The following is a 21825-nucleotide window of genomic DNA, read 5'->3' on the forward strand; positions in this document are numbered from 1 at the left end:
GCCACCTGCGCCGCGCGGGTCGACAGGAAAGGTGTGTTCGCCGGTGGCAACACGAGACCGCGGTGCATCGCCGAAGCCCCAGGCAGCAGCGCCCGACCAGGGCCGGCCCCTGCGTCGTCTCGTCATCGTCGAGTCGCCGACGAAGGCCCGGAAAATCGCCCCCTACCTCGGCCGCGGATACACCGTGGAGGCTTCTGTCGGCCACATCCGGGACCTACCGCGCGGTGCGGCGGACGTGCCCGCCAAGTACAAAGGACAGTCCTGGGCCCGCCTGGGCGTCGACGTCGACAACGACTTCGAGCCCATCTATGTGGTCAGCCCGGATAAGAAGGCCAAGGTCTCCGAGCTCAAGAGCCTGCTTGCCGACGCCGACGAGCTGTATCTGGCCACCGACCCCGACCGCGAGGGCGAGGCCATCGCCTGGCATCTGCTGGAGACGCTGAAACCCAAGGTGCCGGTCCGGCGCATGGTTTTCCACGAGATCACCGAGCCCGCCATCCGCGCCGCCGCCGCCGACACTCGCGAGCTGGACAACGATCTGGTCGACGCGCAGGAGACCCGCCGCATCCTGGACCGGTTGTACGGCTACGAGGTCAGCCCGGTGCTCTGGAAGAAGGTCATGCCGCGATTGTCGGCGGGCCGCGTGCAGTCGGTCGCGACGCGGATCATCGTGCAGCGCGAGCGCGAGCGCATGGCCTTCCGGTCGGCCGAATACTGGGACATCGCCGCCAAATTCGATGCGGGCACCGGGGAAGGCGATGCCGCCAACCCGCGCACGTTCGGCGCCCGGCTGGTCACGGTCGACGGATCGCGGGTCGCCGGCGGCCGGGATTTCGGCGCCGACGGACAGCTCAAGACCAGCGGTGTCACCGTCCTCGACGAGAGCTACGCCCGGCGGCTGGCCGAGGCGCTGGCAGGCGCCGACTTCCAGGTCAGCTCGGTCGAGTCGAAGCCGTACACGCGACGTCCGTACCCCCCGTTCATGACCTCCACGCTGCAGCAGGAGGCCGCGCGCAAGCTGCGCTTCGGCTCCGAGCGCACGATGCGGGTGGCGCAGCGGCTGTACGAGAACGGCTACATCACCTATATGCGTACCGACTCCACGACGCTGTCGGAGTCGGCGATCGCGGCCGCCCGAGCGCAGGCCACGCAGTTGTACGGCACGCAGTTCGTACACCCGACGCCGCGCCAGTACACCCGCAAGGTCAAGAACGCGCAGGAGGCACACGAGGCGATCCGCCCCGCCGGCGACACCTTCGCCACGCCCGGCCAGCTGTCGTCGCGGCTCGACACCGACGAATTCCGGCTCTACGAGCTGATCTGGCAGCGCACCGTCGCCTCGCAGATGGCCGACGCCCGCGGCACCACGCTGACCGTGCGGATCACCGGCCACGCCGGGACGGGCGAGGAGTGCGTGTTCTCCGCCTCGGGCCGCACCATCACCTTCGCCGGTTTCCTCAAGGCCTACGTCGAGAGCGTGGACGAGGATTCGGGTGGTCAGTCCGACGACGCCGAGTCCCGGCTGCCGGCGCTGAACGAGGGCCAGGCGGTCTCGGCCACCGAGCTGAACCCGGACGGGCACACGACGAATCCGCCGCCCCGCTACAACGAGGCGTCGCTGATCAAGTCTCTGGAAGAACTGGGCATCGGCCGTCCGTCGACGTATGCGTCGATCATCAAGACCATCCTCGACCGCGGCTACGTATACAAGCGCGGCAACGCACTGGTGCCGTCGTGGGTGGCCTTCGCGGTGGTCGGTCTGCTCGAGGCGTACTTCGGCCGACTGGTCGACTTCGACTTCACCGCCGCGATGGAGGACGATCTCGACGCCATCGCCGGTGGGCGTGAGCAACGCGGAAATTGGTTGTCCAGCTTCTACTTCGGCGGCGAGAACGGTGTCGAGGGGTCGGTCGCGCGCTCGGGCGGACTGAAGAAGATGGTCGGCGAGCAACTCGACGACATCGATGCGCGCGAGATCAATTCGATCAAGCTGTTCACCGATGACGAAGGCCGCGACGTCGTCGTCCGGGTCGGTCGGTTCGGACCGTATCTGGAGCGCATGGTCGCCAATCCCGATGACCCGGACGGTGATCCGGTCTCGCAGCGCGCCAACCTGCCCGACGATCTGCCGCCGGACGAGCTGACGCCGGAGGTCGCCGAGAAGCTGTTCTCGACCCCGCAGGAGGGCCGCACCCTCGGCGTCGATCCCGAGAGCGGGCATCGGATCGTGGCCAAGGAGGGCCGGTTCGGTCCGTACGTGACCGAGATTCTGCCTGAGCCGGAAGAGGATTCGACCGCCAAGAAGGGATCGAAGAAGGCGGCCGGACCCAAGCCGCGTACGGGGTCGCTGTTCAAGTCGATGGACCTGGCCACCATCACCCTCGACGACGCGTTGCTGCTGTTGTCGTTGCCTCGCGTGGTGGGCAAGGACCCCGAATCCGGTGAGGAGATCACCGCGCAGAACGGCCGCTACGGTCCATATCTGAAGAAGGGCACCGATTCTCGGTCGCTGACCAGTGAGGATCAGATCTTCTCGGTGACGCTGGAGGAGGCGCTGAAGATCTACGCCGAGCCCAAGCGGCGCGGTCGGCAGGCCGCCAGCGCGGCGCCGCTGCGCGAACTCGGCGCAGACTCCGCCAGCGGCAAGCCGATGGTCATCAAGGACGGCCGCTTCGGGCCCTACGTCACCGACGGCGAGACCAATGCCAGCCTGCGCAAGGGCGACGAGGTCGAGTCGATCACCGACGCGCGCGCCTCCGAGCTGCTCGCCGACCGCCGGGCCAGGGGTCCGGTGAAGAAGGCGGCCAAGAAGACCACCAAGAAGGCCCCCGCGAAGAAGGCCACCGCGGCCAAGAAGACCACGACGGCGAAGAAGACGGCCGAGAAGTCCACCGCCAAGAAGACGGCAACCAAGACCGCGGCGAAGAAGAGCAATTCGACGAAGGCCTGACACCCGCTGTTCACTAGCGGAAATCGGCCCATGTCCGAATCGCGCGCATATTCTGCCGTAGCCTGGGCAGCCATTCGGGCACGCCGGCGGAAGGACATCCGATGACCGCACCATCGACCCAAAGAGCCGACCAGGAACGTGAAACCCTGATCGAGATGCTGGCGAATCAGCGCGAACTCTTCCGAATCACGTTGCGGGACATAGAAACCGATCAGGCCCGGCAGCGCACCACGGTCAGCGAGCTGACACTGGGCGGGCTGCTGCACCATCTCGTGCACGTCGAACAGCACTGGACGACGGTGATCGTGGAACGCGACGAGAACGCGGAAATCGATGTGTCCCAATTCGATTCGGAGTACAAATTGGCCGCGGAGGAGACGGTCGAGGGCCTGTTGAAGGAGTGGGACGCGGTCGCGGAGAACACCGCCGACCTGATCCGCAACGTGGACAGTCTCGACACCTCGATCCCCGTTCCGACCGCGCCGTGGGCGCCCGAACGGGTCTGGCAGACAGTGCGTTTCACGCTTCTGCATATTCTTCGAGAGATCGCGCAGCACAGCGGGCACGCCGACATCATCCGCGAGGCGCTGGACGGGGCGAATACCACGCATCAGCGCGCGTCCTGAGGTCGTTCCGCGCGCTACGAATGCATGCCGTGCCGGTGCGCCGAGTGTGTCGGTGGTGGCGGCTAGGGTGTACGGCGTGGTGGGTGTCTTCGATCGGCTGGTCGGCCAGGACGCGGTCGAATCCGAGCTGTCCGCTGCCGCGGTGGCCGCGCGCAGCGGTGTCGTGTCGTCGGCCATGACGCATTCGTGGCTGTTCACCGGGCCGCCCGGTTCGGGCCGCTCGGTCGCCGCGCTGTGCTTCGCCGCGGCTCTGCAATGCACCGATCCGGGCGTCCCCGGTTGCGGCCACTGCCACGCCTGCACCACCACCATGGCGGGCACGCACGGCGATGTGCGCCGCGTCGTGCCCGAGGGGCTCAGCATCGGCACCAAGGAGATGCGCGAGATCGTGCAGGTGGCGTCGCGTCGTCCCAGCACCGGCCGCTGGCAGGTGGTGCTGGTCGAGGATGCCGACCGGTTGACCGAGGCTGCGGGCAATGTCTTGCTGAAGGTGGTCGAGGAGCCGCCCGCGCGCACGGTCTTCCTGCTGTGCGCCCCCTCCGACGATCCGGAGGACATCTCTGTCACGCTGCGATCCCGTTGTCGCCATGTGCATCTCGTCACGCCTTCCACCGAGGCCGTGGCCCAGGTCCTGCGGGAGCGCGACGGCCTGGACCCTGACAAAGCCTTCTGGGCCGCGTCGATCAGCGGCGGTCACGTCGGCCGTGCCCGCCGCCTGGCCACCGACCCCGACGCGCAGGACCGCCGCCAGCGCGCGCTGGCCCTGGTCGCTGCCACCGCGCGCCCCGGCGCCGCCTACGCGGCCGCCGACGAACTGGTGAAGTCGGCCGAGGAAGAGGCCAAGCAAATGAGCGCGGGCCGGGATGAACGCGAAAAGGAAGAACTCGCCACCGCCATGGGCGCGGGTGGCACCGGAAAAGGCACCGCCTCCGCCACCCGCGGCTCGGCCGGCGCCCTGAAGGACCTGGAACGCCGCCAGAAATCCCGAGCCACCCGCACCAGCCGCGACTCCCTCGACCGTGCCCTGATCGACGTCGCCGGTCTCTACCGTGACGCCCTCGCGGTCCGTTTCGGCGCGGCCGAGCCCACCGCCACCTCCGGCGTCACCCTCACCCACCCCGACCTCCCCGACCAGATCCGCGACCTGGCCACCGAGGTCCGCCCCGAGGGCCTGCTCCGCTCCATAGAAGCCGTCCTCGGCTGCCGCACCGCCCTGGACCAGAACGTCAAACCCCGCTTCGCCGTAGCCGCCATGGTCGCGGGTTTGATAGCCGCCCGAACTCCCTGACCCCAGGGCGCTTCACATCAAATGGCCCGGTGTCGATGCGCGGCAATCGAATTCGTGTTGATCCTGTCGCGGCCTTCTCTCAGCGGTAAGGAGATCCGCATCATCGATGCAGATCCTTTCCTGCGGGGATCTGCCGATTGCGGTGTGGCCGGGCTGTTCTAGGTATTCGAGTATCCGTTGCCCTGCACATCTGGAAACGGCAGTGGCCATGACCAGGCCCGAAAGCTCGACCTTAAGCATACGTATAGACGAAGCCTAGAAGGACACCCGATCCTCTTGTAGTCCGCATCCACCCGGGGTGCACCGCAGATTCAGGAGCAACAGGCATGAACCTCAAAGCCATCGCCGTCGCGTCCGCGACGACCGTCGCGTTCGGTGTGGGCGGCCTGCTGGCGGCCGCCCCGGCCCAAGCAGGCACCTGGTACACAGCCGACTTCAGCACCTACGAGCGGTGCGACGCCGCCGGCGAATACAAGATCGAGCACCATCAGGCCGTGCAGTACTACTGCGACAACGTGAGCGACCCGTGGGAGCCACAGCTGTGGCGCCTTCACTTCCTGACACCGTAGCGGCGGGCGCCAGCGCACCAGGGCCGCGTGCAGCGCCGCCTGGACGGGCTTTCGGCCTGCACCAGTCGGCACCGCGACGGACCGCCCGAGAATCCCGATCAGAGGGCTGGGGGGAGCGTTTGCGTCCAGCTGGGTGCCGCCCCCGCCCAGCGTCGTGAAGGTGAGCCGGTCATCCACCCAGCTCTGACCACCGGTTTTCGCGATCCGCCCCCGATTCGATAGACTCGCGGGGCCGAAAGGCACGCCGCCTTAGCTCAGTCGGTAGAGCGCTTCACTCGTAATGAAAAGGTCGGGGGTTCGATTCCCCCAGGCGGCTCCAGGTCAGAGGTTATTTCCAGCTCTCCGTCACGGCGCTTGGCGCGGCCGGTATGCCGACAGTGTGCCAACGGGCGGAGAGCACCTCCTCAAATCACCCGAGGAGAGCAGGCCCCGCTGCCTTCAAATCCTCGGGCTGCGTGTCGCTGTAGATGGACAACGAGACTGCCGGGTCGTGACCGTGCCAGGCCGCCACAATGTGCACCGGGATGCCGAGTGCGAGCATGAGCGACACCGACGTGTTCCGCAGAACCTTCAGGGGGATGCGCCGCAGCCCGGCGCGTCTGCTGATCCGCTGGAACTCGTCCGAGTACCACTCTGGCCGGACGGGCGTCCCGTCTTCGTGCACGGCGATCAGCCGATCGTCGGACCACGGGATGTCCAGCGTCAGGCATTCGTGTTTCTGCGCCGCCTTCAGCGCGCGCAGCGCCTCGGTCAGAACGGCGGGAGGTGGAAGATCACGACGACTGCGGCGGGACTTCGGCAAGTTCTCCTCGGTCTCTGTGCCGATTGCCACTCGGCCCCGGCGAACTCGGAGCGCCGCGTCATCGAACCGGGACCACCGCATCCCCAACACTTCCGAGCGACGCACGCCGTAGATGGACAGCAGCCAGCACGCATGGAGCCGGTGCCCCCGCGCCTCCTCCCGGAAGCGCTTCACTTCAGCAACGGTCCACGACCTCGCTGCTTCGGCTGCGTCGTCATCCTCGGGAATCTCATCGCCGGGACGTTCCACGAGCGCAATCACGTTGCGCGGCAGCGCCCCCTGGTCCACGTAGGACTGAACCATGGCGCTAAGGGCCGTCAGAGTGGACTGGACGGTTACCGGCTTCACTCCGCGCGTGATCGAAACCAACTCAATGGCTGTGTATGTGGCGCGCCCGGCCCGGGTGATCCGACCTGCCCGGACGAGCGCCGACAGCGGGGTATGGATGTCCTTGCCGGGAAACTCCGCCTGGATCGTTCGGGCGGTGACGCCGGTCGGGTGCAGCGCGGTCAGGGCGGACGGCCTCCCGGGCCATTCGAGCGATCTCCGAGTAGAACTCGTCGTCATAGCCTCGCGCCCCTGGCTTCTGTGGAGGGCGCTTCTCCGGCGTGGAGAGCTGGGTCCAGTCGAACTCGCCGCCGCGCTCGAACATCGCGGCTACGGCCGCCAATCGCTGTAGGGGGATACACCGCAAGTCCTGCTGCGTAATCGGTACATCCGCGTCGGGCGCGCTGATTAGCAGTTCCACCACTCCGGTCCCATGCACCGTATCGGCCGTACGGATCTCGTAGACGAACTGATGTCCGGCCAGTCCGATGGCGTAAGGCCTGGAGCCGGACGTGAGACTCGCGTCTTGTACCTCACCCAGCTTGTTGCCCGGCGGTACGAATTCCAGTCGGTTTCGCTGCCATGCGTCCGGGCAACCCACAGGAGAACAACATCACGCGCCGAGGGTGGCAGGTTACGGCCCGTTCTCCTCCTCGATTCGCTGCCGGATCGTCTCCACGGTGCGGTCCCTCGGTATTCGCACGGGCCAGCAGATCGCCCCGACCAGTACGGCCAGCGGCAGGCCGATTGCGATCACGAACCCGAAGATGAGCCAGCCGTCCCCGCCCACGACTATCGCCTACCCGCGCGGTCCGGAATGGTCGACCATCGTGCGAAACTCATTCGGGGGGAGACGGTTTCGACATCGGAAATGCCATCAGGGCGTGTAACTGGATTACGTCCAAGTGGTTCGGTGCCGGTGTGATCACCACATCGGCGTCCATTGCCCGCGCCTGATCCACCAACGGAATCAGACTCCAATCGGGAGGCCAAACGAGCACATAGCCCAGGCGGCGCGCCAGCCGCCGGACTCCCGCCGCATCCCATTCGAGCCAGGGACTCACCGCATGATCGACCCATCCGAGCGCGGTCGGTTGGTGTCGCATCGCGTGCCCCTCCGTCGTGTGCTGGTTCCTCCGCGCGGGATGTGCCGGAATCGGAAGTTGAACGGCGACACCAGGGGAACCTGAAAAGCACGCTATGAGTGCGGCGTTCGTCGGCAACAGGAAATTGCGCCATATTGCGCCGAATTGGCCAGCGGTGCGACGGCGGGCCGTCGATGATTGAGTGTGTCCACACACCATGGGAGGAACCATGAAGCTCGAACGACTCGGCGGCGACAGCACAGATGGTCAGAGCCCGACCCTGTTCCTCAGCGACCGGGGCACGTACGTTGCGCAGGGCTGGAGCACCGACGATCCCCGCACAATCGAGATTCCACACCGCTTGATCCGGCACCTACAGCCCGGGACGTGCTTCGGTGCCCTGCTGCACGACACCGGGCACGGAACATTCATGCTCACGGGCGAGCCGGTTGCGGATGCCGAAGCGCTGGAACAGATCCGGTTGCCCGGCCACGAATCGGCGGTAGAACTAACCATTGAGACAGAGCGGAGGCGGGATGCAACACCTGGCGTTCGATGATCTGGCGTACGCCTTCCGCACTCACCGCCGCGTATTCCACCTAGAGGTCCGTGACGACTACAGCGGGGTCGTTGGGGAAGCAGATCGAGTCCGCCGGTTCCTGGCCGGTGAACCGCAAGACCCTGCGGCCAGCGAGAGATGGCATGCGCTGATGCGGGAAGTCACCGGGTCGGGCTGCGCGGTGCAGCGGGTCCGGGTGGTCACCGAGCCTCACGGGGACTACATCCTGTTCTCGGTGGGTACGACGGCCGCGAATATCGAGGCGGGAGAAGACATCCGGTGGTTGCCTCGCCAGGACGCACCGCCCGACTTGCCAGATGACGATTGGTGGCTGTTCGATGACGATATGGCCGCGTACACGGTGTTCACCAGCGACGGGGCCGCGCTACCCGGTTGGGTGACGATCACTGATCCGGCAGTCGTAGCGCACTACGCCCAACGCCGAGACGAGCTGTGGGCGAAAGCAATTCCGCACGACGAATACGCCAAGTGACCAACGTTGGTGAGGCGCGCCGCGACCTGGGAGCCCGATTGCGGGAGCTGCGGGTGGCGGCGCACCTGCGTGGTTACCAACTGGCGGAGCAAGCGGGCTGGCACCCGGCCAAGGTCTCTCGTATCGAGAACGGTGCGCAGGCGCTGAGCGAGGACGACTTGGCCGCCTGGTGCAGGATCACCGGAGCCGAGACTGAACACCCGGACCTGCTGGCTTCCGTGCGGAACATCTCCGCCGCCTGGATGGAATGGCGGCGCATCGTCAGCCACGGATACGCCAGCCATCAGCGCCAGATCAGCGGCATCGAGGAACGAACCGAACTCCTGCGCGGCTACGACCCGCAGGTGTTTCACGGGTTGTTGCAGACGGCGGACTATGCACGGGCACTGATGACAGCGGGCATGGAGTTCTTGAACACCAGCCGGGACCTGGATGCCGCCGTAGCCGCGCGGACGGAACGACAGCGGGTCCTCCACCACGGCCAGCACCGTTTGTACCTCCTCGTCGGTGAGCAAGCCCTCTGGACGACGGTAGGAAACGATGAGGTGATGGCGGGACAGCTGCGACATGTGCTCACACTGATGGACCTGCCCCGATTGGTGTTCGGGATTGTCCCGGCGAATAGTCGGTTCTTCCGGCGCACAACAGATTTCGTGCTATATGACCGGCGCAAGGTCCTGGTGGAGACGATCACCGCCGAGTCCACCATCACGCAGCCGCGTGAGATTGCGTTGTACGAGAAGGTTTTCACCGCACTGACCGAACAGGCAGTCCACGGAGTAGCGGCCCGCGAGATGATCGCCGCCGAACTGGAGCGGCGCGGCGCACCGTGAGGGCCAGTAAGACCGCAGATCAGGCACGGTTTCCAATGTGCCGTCAGTGTGCCAAGACGGGCACGTACGCGCTGGACGCAGCCGTGTCGCCTGGACAGAAAAGAGCCTCTGACCTGGACTGCACGGACCTACTTGGACACCGGATCACACTTCCGGGGTCACTCGTAATGAAAAGGTCGCGAGTTCGATTCTCGCAGGCGGCTCCATATTTGTTCGGTGGCGGCTTGGTTTGCCCGGTCATGTGCCGTATGCCGCCGTTGTGCCACCGCCGAAGTGAACAGCCGGTCATGCTGGAACCGTGACGGCTGTGTGCCCCAGGCTGAGCGGGGGTTTGCCGGGTACGTTGTGGGCGTGACCGCTGTGATTACGTCTCTGATCGCTGTTGCTGGCACCCTGCTCGGATCGACCGCGACTTTTCTGATCCAGCGCAGCACGGCTGCTCGTGGGGCTGCTGATTCCTTTGCGGAACAGCTGCGGCGGGACCGTCTCGAGGCGTTTCATGCTGTCAGTGTCGCTGCGACGAAGTTTCGTCACGGGCAGATCGAACGGTGGTATCTGATTCAGGAAGGGGACCCGGATGCGGAGGCGCTTCAGGCTGCGAAACGGCACTGCTACCAACTGCGCACCGACCTTCGGGATGCACTGCTGAAAGTTGAGTTGGTGATTGATGATCCACGATTGCAGGAGTTGGGCACCGCGGTCATCGATGCGATCCGGCAGATTCATCGAGCGACGACCCTTTCCGAGCACGTGGAATGTACTACCAAGGCCAGCAACGCGATTCGCGCGTTCGTCAAGCACGCATCCATGCAGATCCAGACTCCGCCTGAGGTTCGCCGTCGGCAGCTCACGGGCGAAGCAGGTCGGCAAGTTCTGTCTCCAGCGGCCGATTAGCAGTGCTGCCGCGACCACTCCGCGCCGATGGTGCGGAAGCTTCGGTCGAGTACTTTGCCGGGTCTGCTCTGACAGCCCTCGCAACTGCCGCTGCGGACGAATTGATGTGGCGGGCCTCGACCTGCGAACTCCGTTACTCGGGGTCGTGCTTGCTGTAGTAGACGGTGATCGATGGCCAGTTGCCTTCTGCGGTGGGCTCGTTGTGCATGATCAGGTCTGCCACTGTGATGGGGCCGAGGGTCTCGATTGTGGATGCGACGGTGCGGAGCAGGGTTGGTACGTCTGCTTGGTTGGGGCCAGGGGGGTTCGCCTGGGAGAAGTGCAGCGTCTCGTAGCCGGTTGATGTCATGGGCCCTCGGGTTCGTCTTGAACTAACGGGTCAGGGGGAAGGGTAGGTGGTTTCGACCCGAGGTCGCTGGGGGCGTACCTTCCCCGCATGGCGCAACGGTTTGTTATGTGGCGGGTTGATGGGAAGACGCAGCCGATGGTGGGGCGGGCGTTGTACTTCGACTTGACGTCCGAGGGGTTGAATGAGCCGGAGTTGTTGCAGGCGTTGGGGGGTGGGCGGATTGTGTCGCACACTATTCAGCATGATCCGGCGTATTCGGGGGCGGGGTCTTGGCTTGTGACGTTTGTGGTTGATATGGACGACTAGGGCGGGCTGTCAGCTGACCAAGCCCCGGCCTGTGGTGAGGGGGAGGTCTGCGGCGGTCAGGAGGCCGGGGCGGGCCTCGATTACCGCGGGGACGCAGCTGACCAGGCGGGCTGCGGTGCCGACGAGGCCCGCTTTGGCGTGGTCGCCGCCGCTGTAGAGCTGGAGGTCGAGTTGGTAGTCGGGCTCGCCCTTGACTTCTACTCGGTAGCAACCCTTTCCGGTGGGCTGGGGCCATTCGGGGGCCAGGTCGGGGTGTAGGCGGGTGATGTGTTCGAGGACGAAAACCGCGCGGCCCGAACGCATTCCGTTGACCTGGAAGCGGAGGGCGGCGGCGGTTCCGGCTTCGACGGTGCGGCCTGCGACCTCGAGCCGGTCGGGGGTGGGTAGGCGTTCGAAATGCTGTGTCACCTCGTCCAGTTCGACGTCCAGCGCGGCGGCGAGTTGGCGGACGACGCTGCCCCAGGCGAGGGTGAGGACGCCGGGTTGCAGGAGCAGGGGGAGGTCGTCGAGGGCGCTGCCGAAGCCCATGATGTCGAACAGGACCTTCGGGTTGTCGTAGGTGGAGTAGTCCATCAGCTCCGAGCAGACGACCTGGTCGATGCGTTCGCTGCCGCTGGTGACCAGCAGTGGTAGCCAGTCGTTGGCCCAGCCGGGGTCGATGCCGTTCACCCACAGCGAGGCGCCGCCCTCCTCGGCCGCCGCCACGATCGGATCGATGGCCTCCGCGGGCATTGTGCCGTAAGGGAATTGGAGGAATACGGGGCTGCTGGACACCACGTTGATGCCCGCCCGGAGGAAGGTCTTCAGGTCCTCGACGGCCTCCATGAGGCGGTTGTCGGCCATGGCGGTGTGCACGATGCAGTCGGGTTTCAGGGCGAGCAGCGCCTCGGCGTCGGTGGTGGCGAGGATGCCGGTCGGCTCGTCGAGGCCCGCCAGCTCGGCGGCGTCCTTGCCCTCTTTCGCCGTGCTGGAGACCCAGACTCCCACGAGTTCCAGTTCGGGCCGGGCGATTACGGATCGCAGCGACCACCGGCCGACATTGCCGGTGCTCCACTGCACTACGCGATAGGTCATCGTGCTCTCCTCACAGATCCGGAAGTCCGAGTTCGAGGTTCGGGCTTTCGATGCCGCCGTCGACCTCGAGAATCTTTCCCGTGACGTAGCCCCCCGCACGGGAGCTCAGGTAGACGATGGCGGCCGCGATCTCCCACGGTTCGCCGAGGCGATGCAGCGGCGTGTCCGCCTCCATCCGCTGCTTGATCTCCGGCTGCTGCGCCACGACTTCCAGCGCGGAGGTGAGTACCGAGCCGACCGCGATCGCGTTCACCCGGATGCGGGGCGCGAGATCCGTTGCGGCCAAACGGGTCCAGTGGGCCAGTGCCGCCTTCGCGGTGCCGTAGGCGAGGAAGCCGCGGCCGGGGGAACGGCCCATCATCGAGCTGATATTGACGACCGAGCCGCCGTCGCCGGACAGCATGTGCGGCACCGCCGCCTGAGTGAGGGCGTGGGCGGTGGACACATTGAACCGGAAGGCGTCCTCGAGGAATTCCGGTGTGGTGGTGAGGAAGGTGTTCGGCATGGTGCCGCCGACATTGTTGACGACGATGTCGAGGCGGCCCAGTTCCGCGGCGGCGGTGTCGGCGAACGCGGTGACGGCCGACAGGTCGGACAGGTCGCAGGGCACGGTGACGACGCGGCGGCCGAGCGCGCGGATCCGGTCCGCCACCTCGTCCAGCTGGGCGGCGGTGCGGGCGGCGATGGCGACGTCGGCGCCGGCCTCGGCAAGGGCGAGCGCGGTAGCGGCGCCGATGCCGCGACCGGCGCCGGTGACGACGGCGACGCGGCCGTCGAGGCGGAAGGTGTCCAGGATCATCGCGAGGTGATTCCTCCTCCGGACCACCGCGCGGGCAGTCCTGTGTGTATCGGAAGCGGGTGCTCGCGCCGCGAATAGGACAGTGAGCACCGTCACACGCAGACTTTAAGCAATAGTGCTTAATTGTCAAGACATACTTCTCAACATGCTGGTCGGAGGTTATTGTTCAGCTGTGGAGACGACGGCCCGGGAGCGGCTCATCCTGGCGGCGGAGCGATTGATCGCCGAACGCGGACCGACCGTGCCGCTGCGCGATATCGCCGCGGCGGCGGGGCAGCGCAACAACTCCGCGATCCAATACCACTTCGGCTCGCGCGACGGTCTCATCGCCGCGATCGTCGAGCACCGCCTGGCGACCCTCGAGGTGCGGCGCTTGGAATTGCTTGCCGAGCAAGCGGGTTCGGCCGAATCCGTGCACGGTTTGCTGGAGGCGCTGGTCGTCCCGATGTTCGAGCTGGGCGCGCACCACGGCATCGGCCACTATGCCCGGTTCCTGGAACAGATTCGGACGCATCCGGCTGTGACGGACGTGGCCAACCTCGACACCGCCGAACGCACCTCGGTGCGCGTGATCATGCGCGGCCTGCAGCGGGCACTGCCCGAACTTCCGTCGCGACTGCGTATTCGGCGGTTGCGCGCGCTGCCGACGGTGTTGTTCGCCCTGCTCGCCGACCATGAACGCGCCGTCGAATCCGGCCGGGTGGCCGCCGACGACGCGGCCGCTCGGGGCGAACTCGTGGATATGCTCGCGGGCACTCTCACCGCACCGGTCATGGAGGGTGCGCCCGCACGCTGATCGGCCCCCGGCCTTCTGGCAGCATCGCGGCATGTCCGACACCCCGCGTTTCGCCGCGCCGATTCCCGTGCTGCGCATCTTCGATGTGACCAAGGCGCTCGAATTCTATTGTGAATACCTGGGTTTCACTGTGGACTGGGAGCACCGTTTCGAGCCGGGCCTGCCCCTTTATGCACAGGTGTCCCGTGGTTCGGCGGTCATCCACCTGAGCGAACATCACGGCGACGGCACGCCCGGGACCGTGGTGTGGACAGCTGTGGACGATATCCACAGGTGGCATGCCGAACTTGCCGGGAAGCGCTACGGCTACGCCCGGCCGGGCCCGCCCGAGGAGGGACCCGGCGGTCCGGGGTTCTCCGTCACCGATCCGTTCGGCAACGAACTGCGGTTCGCCCAGCCCGACTGACCTGGCGGAAGATAGTTCGCGGCGGCTACCGTGGACGACTGTGGATATCGCGCACGTGCAGACCGAGACTCGCCCGGGTTGGCGAGGACTCGGGCAACCCGCCCTCGTGGCGGGCGGGGCGGCGGCCGTGGTCGCGTTGCTGCATTTCCGGGACCCGCACGTGCCGGGGTCCTACAGCATCTGCCCGTTGTACGCGCTAACCGGCTGGTGGTGTCCGGGCTGCGGCGGGTTGCGGGCTGTGCACAACCTCACCGACGGCCGGTTCCTCGATGCTGTGCACAGCAATGTGCTGCTGGTGCCGCTGCTGGTCGGATTCGTGCTGTGGTTGGGGCACTGGGCGGTGCGGAACTGGCGTGGGCAACCCGGTCGAGCGTTCCCGTTCTCGATCGGCCGCACCCAACTGGTGGTGATTCTCGCGTTGTTCACAGCGTTCACGGTGTTCCGCAATACCCCGTGGGGGACCTGGCTGGCGCCGGTGTGACAGATCGCGGCGCGGTCCCTGTGGGAAGTGCCGTCGACTGGGCATGCTGACGGTATGGCTGATTCATTGCGAACACGGATACGCGAGAAGATTCTGCGGCAGCTGAACGAGGACGGCGCGCCGGATCCGGAGCAGGAAGACACGCGCCAGCTCTCCGTCGAGAACGACCTCGAACTGCTCGACGCGATCGGGGACAACGATCCCATGCTCGAGGAACTCGCCGAGCGCTACCTCACACCCTGACCGCCACGCCGGCTCAAACTGTGCACGGCGCCGCGCCCGTTCCCGGAGCGAGGCGTTCCCGGGTCTCCGGCACCGGATTCCACTGACCTTCGGTACGGCCGTAGTCCCAGGCCGATCCCTCGCGCACCAGAGTGTCGACCGCGTCGATCAGCCGGTCCACATCCGCCGCGCAGGTGCCCAGCCCGATGCTGGCGCGCAGTGCCCCGTCCACACCGAGGCGGGCCAGCAGCGGATGCGCGCAGAACCGCCCGTCGCGCACACCGATGCCGTATTCGGCCGACAGGTAGGCGGCGACGTGGCCCGGTTCGTAGCCGTCCACGGTGAACGCGACGATGCCGACGCCGTCGGCGCTGTCCGACCAGATGCGCAGGAAGCGCACTCCCGCAACGGTTTCCAGGCCGTCGCGCAGCCGCTGGGTGAGCTGACGCTCGTGCTCGCCGACCGCGACTTCGTCCAAGGCGGCCAGGGTGTCGCAGGCGGCGGCCAGCGCGGCCACGCCCAGGACGTTCGGGGAGCCGCCCTCGTGCCGCTGCGGGGCCGGCGCCCATTCGGCGGTGGTGGCGGTGACCGCACGCACCGCGCCCCCGCCCGCGAGGTACGGCTCGGCGGCGTCGAGCCAATCCCGGCGGCCCACCAGCACACCCGCGCCGAACGGTGCGTAGAGCTTGTGACCGGAGCAAGCCAGATAATCAATGCCCGTGGCGCGCAGGTCGATTCGGCGATGCGGCGCCAGCTGGGCCGCGTCGACCAGGATGCGGGCGCCGCACTGGTGCGCGATGGTGGCCAGGCGTTCCAGTGGAAGCAGTTCGCCAGTCACGTTCGAGGCGCCCGTAACCGCAAGCAGCGCAGCGGGTTTGGTGCACAGTTCCGCGACGAGGCGGCGGATCGTCTCCTCGATCGTGTCCGCGGCCGGGACCACTCGACGGCCGTGCCGTGTCCACGGCAGGAAGTTGGCGTGATGCTCGATGTCGAGTACCACGGTATCGCCCGGCACGCAGGACGCCAGCAGATTCAGCGCGTCGGTGGTGTTGCGGGTGAACACGACCGTCTGGTCGTCGGCGCAGTTCAGGAAGCGTGCCACCGAGCCGCGGGCGGCCTCGTAGCAGTCGGTCGAGATGCGGGAGGCGTAGCCCGCGCCGCGGTGCACGCTGGCGTAGTACGGCAGCAGTTCGGTCACCCGATCGGCGACCTGCGCCAGGGCGGGCGCGCTGGCGGCGTAGTCGAAATTGGCGTAGCGGCGAGTTCCGCCCTGTACCAACGGAACTCGCAGATCGCATCCGGAGACGCGGGCAACGGCGGCACAGGTGTGGTCGAGAGCAGCGGTCATCACGTCAACCCTTCGGGTCATGGGACTCCGGAGGAAACGAGTAGTCGGAGTCCGCGCTTGCCCTGCCCGGTCGGGCAGCGGCCCGGTCGTCACCCGGAGCACCCCGCCGCGGAGGAGGGTTGCCGGCCAGCAAGCCGGGGCTTGACGCTGGCACTCATGACCTGGCCCGAGATTGGCAGACGGCCGCCCCGCTTGTCAACCCCGCGCTGCGACCTTACGTGTGGTCCGCTGATCCTGGACGCGCGAAAGCCTTGTGCTGGAAGCTGATTCAGTCAAGCCCCATCGGCCGGTGATATCCGCCGTTGTAGTAGAGCAGGGGAGCGGCGATCGGCTGATCGCCGGTGTTGTCGTAGACGCGGGTGGCCAGGCCGATCACCAGGGTGTGGTCGCCGACGGGGATCAGCTGGTGCACCGCGGCCCGTACCCAGATGGGGGTGCCGTGCAGGACCGGTTCGCCGGTATCGAGGCGGGTCCACAGGGACTGGTCGGCGAAGCGTTCCTCGGCGGCTCGGGAGAACCGCTGTGCCAGATGCCGCTGATGCTCGCCCAAGAAGTGCACGACCACCGAGTCGGCGGCCAGCATGGCGTCGATGCTCGACGAGGTGTGCGCGATGTTGAACGAGATCAGCGGCGGATCCAGCGACAGCGAGGCGAAGGAGGTAGCGGTGAAACCCACCGGCCGGGTCGCCGAGTCCAGGGTGACGATGGTGACGCCGGCGGGGTAGTGCCGCATGGCGGACCGGTACTGGGACGCGGTGATTCCGCTCAGATCGTCGGGTACCTCGAGTTCGGCATCGGAGGAACTCATGTCACCGCCTCGGCGCCGCTCGCGGGCGCGGTCTCGCTGGTTTCGTACAGTTCCAACCTACGTTGCCCGGGTGGCGGGTATTCCGGCCGCGGGCCGTTCAGTACTCCGGATAGCCGTCGGACGGGCCGATCATCAGGTTGATGCGGTCGCGGGTGAGGCGGGTGAGTAGCTCCGTGGTCCGTTCCGTGATCTCCTGCCGCACGAAGGAGTCGAAGATGCGGCCGAGATCCGCGTCGGAGAGGGCGGGCAACTCGACCTCCGCGGCCTTCAGCAGCGCCGCGCGGTCGGCATAGGGGCGACCGTCGGCCACCTTCTCCGCCCAGGTCACGGCGCAGCAGCAGGAATAGAGCGCGTGTACCGCGCGAGTGCGGGGGAGCGAATTGAAACGGTCCAGGCCGATGCCCTTGTGCATCACCATGGTGGCCTCCGGTAAACCGAGGCGGCAAATCCTGAGGTACCGATCGTTGCACCGCTACGCCGCCGCCGACAGCGGTTCGCGGCGAATGTTGCACAGGATTTACACGGTGCGGGCCGCCCGAACACGGGTCGCTACGCTGGACAAATGACTGAATGGAAGGCTTTCACAGTCGAGAGCAAGGATCACGTCGCGCAGGTGACGCTGATCGGCCCGGGTAAGGGCAACGCCATGGGCCCGGACTTCTGGCGGGAACTGCCCTTGGTCTTCGGTGAACTCGACGCCGACCCGGAGGTGCGGGCGATCGTGCTCACCGGATCGGGCCGCAACTTCTCCTACGGCCTCGACCTGCAGGCGATGAGTCCGCTGTTCGGCGCGCTGCTGGCCGACCGGGCCCTGGCCGCGCCGCGCACCGCCTTTCTGCACGACATCCGGCGGCTGCAGGCCGCGGTCACCGCGGTGGCCGATTGCCGCAAGCCGGTGATCGCCGCGGTGTCGGGCTGGTGTGTCGGCGGCGGCCTGGACCTGATCGCCGCCGCCGATATCCGGCTGGCCAGCGCTGATGCCACCTTCAGTCTGCGCGAGGCCAAGGTCGCCATCGTGGCCGACGTCGGTTCGCTGCACCGGCTGCCCGGCGTCATCGGCGAGGGCCACCTGCGCGAACTGGCCTACACCGGCAAGGACATCGACGCCGCCCGCGCGGAGCGCATCGGCCTGGTCAACGACGTGCACGCCGATCAGGCCGCGGTGCTCGACGCCGCGCACGCCATGGCCCGCGAGATCGCCGCGAACCCGCCGCTGGTGGTGCAGGGCATCAAGGACGTGCTCGACCAGCCCAAGGCCGGGCGGATCGCCGACGGTTTGCGCTACGTCTCGGCGTGGAACGCCGCCTTCCTGCCGTCGGAGGATCTCACGGAGGCCATTCAGGCGGTGTTCGAGAAGCGGCCGCCGGAGTTCGAGGGCCGGTAACCACAGGCTTCCTGTACGACTGTTCAGCACGATCGTCTACCGTCTCTGCACAACGTTCGTGTGTTGTGGACAGGACCGATGCTGAAGTTCGCCGTGCTGGGTGAGGTACGAGCTTGGCGCGGCGAGAACCCGCTGGATCTCGGCCCCAAGCAGCGCCGAGCCGTGCTCGCGGCGCTGTTGCTGCGGCGCGGCCGCTCGGCCACCGTGGCGGACCTGGTCGCCGACGTCTGGGGCGATCGCGCCACGGCCAGCGCGGTCGGCGCGCTGCGCAACCACATCCTGCATCTGCGCAAGATCCTCGAGCCCGACCGGGCGCCGGGCACGCCGCCCGCGGTGCTGGTCGGATTCGCCGGCGGATACGCGCTGCGCCTGCCGCCCGCCGCGGTCGACATAGATCTGGCCGAGCAGTACGCGACCGAGGCCGAGCGCACCTCCGACGCCGCCCTGGCCCACGACCGCCTGCAGGCCGCGCTGAGCCTCTGGGCCGGTACTCCGCTGGCGGGGTTACCGGGTCCGCACGCCGAACGTCGCCGCGCCCAGCTCATCGAGCGTCGGTTGAGTCTGCTGGAACGCCGTCTCGAGGCCGATCTCCGCCTGGGTCGCCACGCCGAGGCGATCACCGAGTTGCAACCGCTGGCCGCGGAACATCCGTTGCGGGAGAAGACCCGTGAGCTGTTGATGACGGCGTTCTATCACGCTGGGCGGCGGGCCGAGGCGCTCGAGGTGTTCGCCGATACGCGGGCCACCCTCGTCGAATCGCTGGGTCTGGAACCCGGTCCCCGCCTGGTCGATCTGCAACAGCGCATTCTGCGCGCGGAGCCCGCGCCGACGCGTCCGGCGCCGGTGGCCGAGCGGGTCAGGGTGGCGCAATTGCCCGCCGATATCGCCGATTTCACCGGTCGCGCCGACTGGGTGCGCCGGATGGTCGAGCATCTCACCGCGCCCGGCGGCGCCGTGCCGGTGTGCGCGATCGCGGGGATGGGCGGGGTCGGCAAAAGCACGCTGGCCGTGCACGTCGCGCACCTGGCCCGGGACCATTTCCCGGACGGCCAGCTGCATGTCGATCTGCACGGATTCGAGCGCCGCGGTTCCGCCGCCGACACCCTCGGCGACTTCCTGCGCGCGCTCGGGGTGCCGGAGGGGGAGATCGCGGCCTCGGCGCAGCAGCGCGCCGCCCAGTTCCGCAGCCGGTTGGACGGCAAGCGGGTGCTGGTGGTGCTCGACAACGCCCGGGACGCCGAGCAGGTGGCTCCGCTGATCCCGGGCACTGCGGGTTCGGCGGTGCTGATCACCAGCCGGTCCGCGCTGCCCGAACTGCCCGGAGCGGTCGGCGTGCGGCTGGATGAGATGACCGCGGCGGAGGCCTCGACCCTGCTGGCCCGCATCGTCGGCGGCGATCGGGTCGACGCCGAACCCGAGGCCGCCGAGGCGGTGGTGCGCGCCTGCGGTCGGCTGCCGCTGGCGGTGCGGATCATCGGCGCGCGGCTGGCGAGCCGCCCGCGCTGGACGATCGCCGCGATCGCCGACCGGCTGGCCGATTCACGGCGTCGGCTGGGGCTGCTCCGCACCGGCGATCTCGCCGTCGAACCCGTCTTCCGGCTCGGCTACGACCAGCTGGAACCCCAGCAGGCCAAGGCTTTTCGCATGCTCGCCGGTCCCGAGGTGGAAGATCTGCCGCTGCCCGGCGCGGCGGCCATGCTGGGACTCGACCGCGACGAGGCCGAGTACCTGTGCGAGTCGCTGGTCGATCTGAGCCTGCTCGACGCCACCGCCGCGGGGCGCTACACCCATCACGATCTGCTGCGGCTGTTCGCCCGCGAACTCGGCCCGGCCGACGAATCCGAGGCGCTGCCGCGACTGCTCGACTTCTACCTGGCGACCATGAAAAACGTGGTGGCGGTGTGCAATCCGGGGACGCGGTTGCCGGAGTACCTCGAAACGACTCGGGCTCGCGGGTTGTCGTTCTCCGACGGCGCCGACGCGCAGTGCTGGCTGAACACCGAGCGCCGCAACCTGGTGGCGCTGTTCCGGCAGGCCGCCCGGCTCAGCGCCGCGGCGAGCCCCGCGCCGGCGTTGTGTGCCGACTTGGCCTGGGCCATGGCGGAATTGATCGACGGCGGGCCGCACGCTCAGGAACTGTCCCGGGCGCTGGAAGAACTGCTCGCGGCCGCGCTGCGCGCCGGGGATCGTGATCTGGAGTGCCGGGTGCGGGTGGCGCTGGGTTCCGTGCTCACCTACGCCCTGGCTCGGATGAGTACCGGGCGCGACCATCAGCGCATCGCGTTGTCGCTGGGCAGTGATTCCCCGGGCAACGCCGCCTGACTGCCTTCGCGGCGCAGATGCTGGCCGGTTCCGCACGGGTCGGCGTGGAGGTCGCCGCCTCGCTGGCGCATGCCGAGCGGGCCATCCGGCTGGCCCGGCGGCTCGGTGACCCGGCCATCGAATGCGGTTGCCTGATCCAGGTGGCCAAGACGCTGTCGGACGACGGGCGGTTCGAGGAGTCCGTCGCCAGCGCCGAACGCGGGCTGGATCTGGCGCAGCAGATCGGCAACAACGCCCTGGAGGCGATGGCGCTGCACGAGCTGGGCGCCGCGCTGGCCTACCGCGACGAGCACGAGCGTGCGATCGAATTATGCACGCGCGCAGTCGAATCCGCGCGCCGCAGCGGTATGTCGTTGCGGGTGGGGCTCGCGCTGGCACGGCTGGCGCACGTGTACATGCTTGCGGGGGAACTGATTCGGGCCGAGCCGATCGCGGCCGAGGCGGTCGAGAACATCACCCGGGCCGCCGGACCGCTGCACCGCGGCCGCGTCATGCTGATGCACGGGCTGGTGTTGCAGGGGCTGGGCCGCACGACCCAGGCCCGGCAGGTGTTACGCGCGACGGCCGAGATCGTGGTACAGCTGGAGGAGGCCGACCTGGTGCACGAGCGCATCGCCGCGGAATTGGCGGTGCCGGTCATGGCCATGCTGCGTGAGCAGGTCGCCGCCGTCCACGCCGAGCGGGTTGCCGGCTGAGCCTCCGGGCACGTCATTTTCTGATCATTTCCGCCTCATCCACCGCGGTGACCAGTGCGTTCGTGGTCGGGATAAAGGTGCGCGGGCGGCGCCGGCCAGGTTAGCGTGTCAGTCGCGGATTCCGGTGGCGCCCAAGCGCTGCCGGTGCGGCCGGGGTCCGAGGTGGCCCGTTACCCGCGGCCATCGTCGCACGGGGGGTCGGCGGTGGCAGCTGTGGGTGCGGGCCACCACCAGCCTCGGGGGGGGGGGGGGGGGGGGGGGGGCCGGGGCCCCCCCCCCCCGCCGGGGGGGGGGGGGGGGCGGCGGGGGGCCGGGGGGGCCCGTACCCGGCGCCCTCGGTCGCTGGGGGGGGGGGGGGGGGCTGGTGGGGGGGGGGCCCACCACCAGCCTCGAGCGCTCGGTGCGGCTT

General features: G+C 67.9%; 24 protein-coding genes, 1 tRNA gene and 1 riboswitch. Of the genes, 17 read left to right on the top strand and 8 right to left on the bottom strand.

Translation table 11 applies throughout. The annotated features are described in order from the left end of the window. The first annotated feature begins 43 nt into the window (after positions 1 to 43). From topA to QH470_RS13710, 5 genes are all read left to right on the top strand, one after another. Entirely contained in the window at positions 44 to 2950 is a 2907-nt protein-coding gene (gene topA / locus QH470_RS13690; protein WP_425302658.1) for a type I DNA topoisomerase, read from the top strand. Positions 2951 to 3051: 101 nt separating this feature from the next. Beyond that, positions 3052 to 3576: a mycothiol transferase gene (locus QH470_RS13695; protein WP_280272713.1), complete on the top strand. Its 525-nt coding sequence runs from the start codon at positions 3052 to 3054 to the stop codon at positions 3574 to 3576. Between the two features lie 79 nt (positions 3577 to 3655). Then, positions 3656 to 4864, top strand: a complete 1209-nt coding sequence (locus QH470_RS13700; RefSeq protein ID WP_425302659.1) for a DNA polymerase III subunit delta' — start codon at positions 3656 to 3658, stop codon at positions 4862 to 4864. A gap of 326 nt (positions 4865 to 5190) precedes the next feature. Beyond that, positions 5191 to 5433: a hypothetical protein gene (locus QH470_RS13705; RefSeq protein WP_280272714.1), complete on the top strand. Its 243-nt coding sequence runs from the start codon at positions 5191 to 5193 to the stop codon at positions 5431 to 5433. 243 nt (positions 5434 to 5676) lie between these two features. Next, a tRNA-Thr gene (locus tag QH470_RS13710) sits at positions 5677 to 5752 on the top strand. 90 nt (positions 5753 to 5842) lie between these two features. Here the strand turns inward: QH470_RS13710 and QH470_RS13715 are convergent. The 3 genes from QH470_RS13715 to QH470_RS13725 all read right to left on the bottom strand — a co-directional run bounded on the left by QH470_RS13715 (position 5843) and on the right by QH470_RS13725 (position 7668). Then, positions 5843 to 6802 carry a site-specific integrase gene (locus tag QH470_RS13715; protein WP_280272715.1) on the bottom strand — a complete coding sequence of 320 codons (960 nt, stop codon included), beginning with the start codon at positions 6800 to 6802 and terminating at the stop codon, positions 5843 to 5845. Positions 6803 to 7196: 394 nt separating this feature from the next. Beyond that, complete coding sequence (locus QH470_RS13720; protein WP_280272716.1) at positions 7197 to 7319, bottom strand: hypothetical protein; 123 nt, start codon at positions 7317 to 7319, stop codon at positions 7197 to 7199. 82 nt (positions 7320 to 7401) lie between these two features. Continuing rightward, complete coding sequence (locus tag QH470_RS13725; RefSeq protein WP_280272717.1) at positions 7402 to 7668, bottom strand: hypothetical protein; 267 nt, start codon at positions 7666 to 7668, stop codon at positions 7402 to 7404. A 208-nt stretch (positions 7669 to 7876) separates the two neighbouring features. Here QH470_RS13725 and QH470_RS13730 point away from each other — a divergent pair, with 208 nt between their 5' ends. The 4 genes from QH470_RS13730 (at position 7877) to QH470_RS13745 (ending at position 10426) form a co-directional block, all read left to right on the top strand. Continuing rightward, complete coding sequence (locus QH470_RS13730; RefSeq protein ID WP_280272718.1) at positions 7877 to 8206, top strand: hypothetical protein; 330 nt, start codon at positions 7877 to 7879, stop codon at positions 8204 to 8206. Beyond that, entirely contained in the window at positions 8184 to 8699 is a 516-nt protein-coding gene (locus tag QH470_RS13735; protein WP_280272719.1) for a DUF6879 family protein, read from the top strand. The genes QH470_RS13730 and QH470_RS13735 overlap by 23 nt, the downstream gene beginning before the upstream one ends. Further along, positions 8696 to 9532, top strand: coding sequence for a helix-turn-helix domain-containing protein (locus QH470_RS13740; protein WP_280272720.1), 837 nt, complete (start codon positions 8696 to 8698; stop codon positions 9530 to 9532). Before QH470_RS13735 ends, QH470_RS13740 begins: the two co-directional genes overlap by 4 nt. Before the next feature lie 351 nt (positions 9533 to 9883). Continuing rightward, positions 9884 to 10426 carry a hypothetical protein gene (locus QH470_RS13745; RefSeq protein ID WP_280272721.1) on the top strand — a complete coding sequence of 181 codons (543 nt, stop codon included), beginning with the start codon at positions 9884 to 9886 and terminating at the stop codon, positions 10424 to 10426. Between the two features lie 664 nt (positions 10427 to 11090). On the opposite strand, the gene QH470_RS13750 is transcribed toward QH470_RS13745, so the two are convergent. Continuing rightward, positions 11091 to 12155, bottom strand: a complete 1065-nt coding sequence (locus QH470_RS13750; protein ID WP_280272722.1) for an NAD(P)H-dependent amine dehydrogenase family protein — start codon at positions 12153 to 12155, stop codon at positions 11091 to 11093. Positions 12156 to 12165: 10 nt separating this feature from the next. Beyond that, positions 12166 to 12954, bottom strand: coding sequence for an SDR family oxidoreductase (locus tag QH470_RS13755; RefSeq protein WP_280272723.1), 789 nt, complete (start codon positions 12952 to 12954; stop codon positions 12166 to 12168). 172 nt (positions 12955 to 13126) lie between these two features. Between QH470_RS13755 and QH470_RS13760 the strand changes: the two genes are divergently transcribed. The 4 genes from QH470_RS13760 to QH470_RS13775 are packed head-to-tail and all read left to right on the top strand — an operon-like array spanning position 13127 to position 14880. After that, the gene (locus QH470_RS13760) at positions 13127 to 13750 is read left to right on the top strand and encodes a TetR family transcriptional regulator (RefSeq protein WP_280272724.1); all 624 of its coding nucleotides are present in this window, start codon (positions 13127 to 13129) and stop codon (positions 13748 to 13750) included. Positions 13751 to 13781: 31 nt separating this feature from the next. Continuing rightward, positions 13782 to 14156 carry a glyoxalase superfamily protein gene (locus QH470_RS13765; RefSeq protein ID WP_280272725.1) on the top strand — a complete coding sequence of 125 codons (375 nt, stop codon included), beginning with the start codon at positions 13782 to 13784 and terminating at the stop codon, positions 14154 to 14156. 40 nt (positions 14157 to 14196) lie between these two features. Beyond that, the gene (locus QH470_RS13770; protein WP_280272726.1) at positions 14197 to 14637 is read left to right on the top strand and encodes a DUF2752 domain-containing protein; all 441 of its coding nucleotides are present in this window, start codon (positions 14197 to 14199) and stop codon (positions 14635 to 14637) included. A gap of 54 nt (positions 14638 to 14691) precedes the next feature. Beyond that, the gene (locus QH470_RS13775; RefSeq protein ID WP_280272727.1) at positions 14692 to 14880 is read left to right on the top strand and encodes a hypothetical protein; all 189 of its coding nucleotides are present in this window, start codon (positions 14692 to 14694) and stop codon (positions 14878 to 14880) included. A 13-nt stretch (positions 14881 to 14893) separates the two neighbouring features. On the opposite strand, the gene QH470_RS13780 is transcribed toward QH470_RS13775, so the two are convergent. From QH470_RS13780 to QH470_RS13790, 3 genes are all read right to left on the bottom strand, one after another. Next, positions 14894 to 16207 carry an aminotransferase class V-fold PLP-dependent enzyme gene (locus QH470_RS13780; protein WP_280272728.1) on the bottom strand — a complete coding sequence of 438 codons (1314 nt, stop codon included), beginning with the start codon at positions 16205 to 16207 and terminating at the stop codon, positions 14894 to 14896. A gap of 48 nt (positions 16208 to 16255) precedes the next feature. Continuing rightward, positions 16256 to 16369: riboswitch (SAM riboswitch) on the bottom strand. A gap of 106 nt (positions 16370 to 16475) precedes the next feature. After that, positions 16476 to 17015, bottom strand: a complete 540-nt coding sequence (locus tag QH470_RS13785; RefSeq protein WP_280272729.1) for a flavin reductase family protein — start codon at positions 17013 to 17015, stop codon at positions 16476 to 16478. 97 nt (positions 17016 to 17112) lie between these two features. After that, positions 17113 to 17433: a 2-oxo-4-hydroxy-4-carboxy-5-ureidoimidazoline decarboxylase gene (locus QH470_RS13790; RefSeq protein ID WP_280272730.1), complete on the bottom strand. Its 321-nt coding sequence runs from the start codon at positions 17431 to 17433 to the stop codon at positions 17113 to 17115. A 144-nt stretch (positions 17434 to 17577) separates the two neighbouring features. Here QH470_RS13790 and QH470_RS13795 point away from each other — a divergent pair, with 144 nt between their 5' ends. The 4 genes from QH470_RS13795 to QH470_RS13810 form a co-directional block, all read left to right on the top strand. Next, positions 17578 to 18399, top strand: a complete 822-nt coding sequence (locus QH470_RS13795) for a crotonase/enoyl-CoA hydratase family protein (RefSeq protein WP_280272731.1) — start codon at positions 17578 to 17580, stop codon at positions 18397 to 18399. Between the two features lie 78 nt (positions 18400 to 18477). Then, positions 18478 to 20721 (top strand): AfsR/SARP family transcriptional regulator, encoded by a 2244-nt coding sequence (locus QH470_RS13800; protein WP_280272732.1) that lies wholly within the window; start codon positions 18478 to 18480, stop codon positions 20719 to 20721. 17 nt (positions 20722 to 20738) lie between these two features. Then, complete coding sequence (locus tag QH470_RS13805) at positions 20739 to 21416, top strand: tetratricopeptide repeat protein (protein WP_280272733.1); 678 nt, start codon at positions 20739 to 20741, stop codon at positions 21414 to 21416. A 217-nt stretch (positions 21417 to 21633) separates the two neighbouring features. Continuing rightward, a partial coding sequence (locus tag QH470_RS13810; protein WP_280272734.1) for a hypothetical protein occupies positions 21634 to 21825 on the top strand: 192 nt, incomplete at its 3' end.

It is taken from the genome of Nocardia wallacei (assembly GCF_029868745.1).
GTDB classification, from domain to species: domain Bacteria; phylum Actinomycetota; class Actinomycetes; order Mycobacteriales; family Mycobacteriaceae; genus Nocardia; species Nocardia wallacei_B.

Bases quoted from the DNA above. Each gene is read 5' to 3' on its own strand.
- QH470_RS13750 (WP_280272722.1), bottom strand. From the start codon at position 12,155: ATGACCTATCGCGTAGTGCAGTGGAGCACCGGCAATGTCGGCCGGTGG.
- QH470_RS13805 (WP_280272733.1), top strand. From the start codon at position 20,739: ATGCTGGCCGGTTCCGCACGGGTCGGCGTGGAGGTCGCCGCCTCGCTG.
- QH470_RS13705 (WP_280272714.1), top strand. From the start codon at position 5,191: ATGAACCTCAAAGCCATCGCCGTCGCGTCCGCGACGACCGTCGCGTTC.
- QH470_RS13735 (WP_280272719.1), top strand. From the start codon at position 8,184: ATGCAACACCTGGCGTTCGATGATCTGGCGTACGCCTTCCGCACTCAC.
- QH470_RS13790 (WP_280272730.1), bottom strand. From the start codon at position 17,433: ATGGTGATGCACAAGGGCATCGGCCTGGACCGTTTCAATTCGCTCCCC.
- QH470_RS13780 (WP_280272728.1), bottom strand. From the start codon at position 16,207: ATGACCGCTGCTCTCGACCACACCTGTGCCGCCGTTGCCCGCGTCTCC.
- QH470_RS13725 (WP_280272717.1), bottom strand. From the start codon at position 7,668: ATGCGACACCAACCGACCGCGCTCGGATGGGTCGATCATGCGGTGAGT.
- QH470_RS13800 (WP_280272732.1), top strand. From the start codon at position 18,478: ATGCTGAAGTTCGCCGTGCTGGGTGAGGTACGAGCTTGGCGCGGCGAG.
- QH470_RS13755 (WP_280272723.1), bottom strand. From the start codon at position 12,954: ATGATCCTGGACACCTTCCGCCTCGACGGCCGCGTCGCCGTCGTCACC.
- QH470_RS13785 (WP_280272729.1), bottom strand. From the start codon at position 17,015: ATGAGTTCCTCCGATGCCGAACTCGAGGTACCCGACGATCTGAGCGGA.
- QH470_RS13715 (WP_280272715.1), bottom strand. From the start codon at position 6,802: ATGACGACGAGTTCTACTCGGAGATCGCTCGAATGGCCCGGGAGGCCG.
- QH470_RS13695 (WP_280272713.1), top strand. From the start codon at position 3,052: ATGACCGCACCATCGACCCAAAGAGCCGACCAGGAACGTGAAACCCTG.
- QH470_RS13795 (WP_280272731.1), top strand. From the start codon at position 17,578: ATGACTGAATGGAAGGCTTTCACAGTCGAGAGCAAGGATCACGTCGCG.
- QH470_RS13765 (WP_280272725.1), top strand. From the start codon at position 13,782: ATGTCCGACACCCCGCGTTTCGCCGCGCCGATTCCCGTGCTGCGCATC.
- QH470_RS13775 (WP_280272727.1), top strand. From the start codon at position 14,692: ATGGCTGATTCATTGCGAACACGGATACGCGAGAAGATTCTGCGGCAG.
- QH470_RS13730 (WP_280272718.1), top strand. From the start codon at position 7,877: ATGAAGCTCGAACGACTCGGCGGCGACAGCACAGATGGTCAGAGCCCG.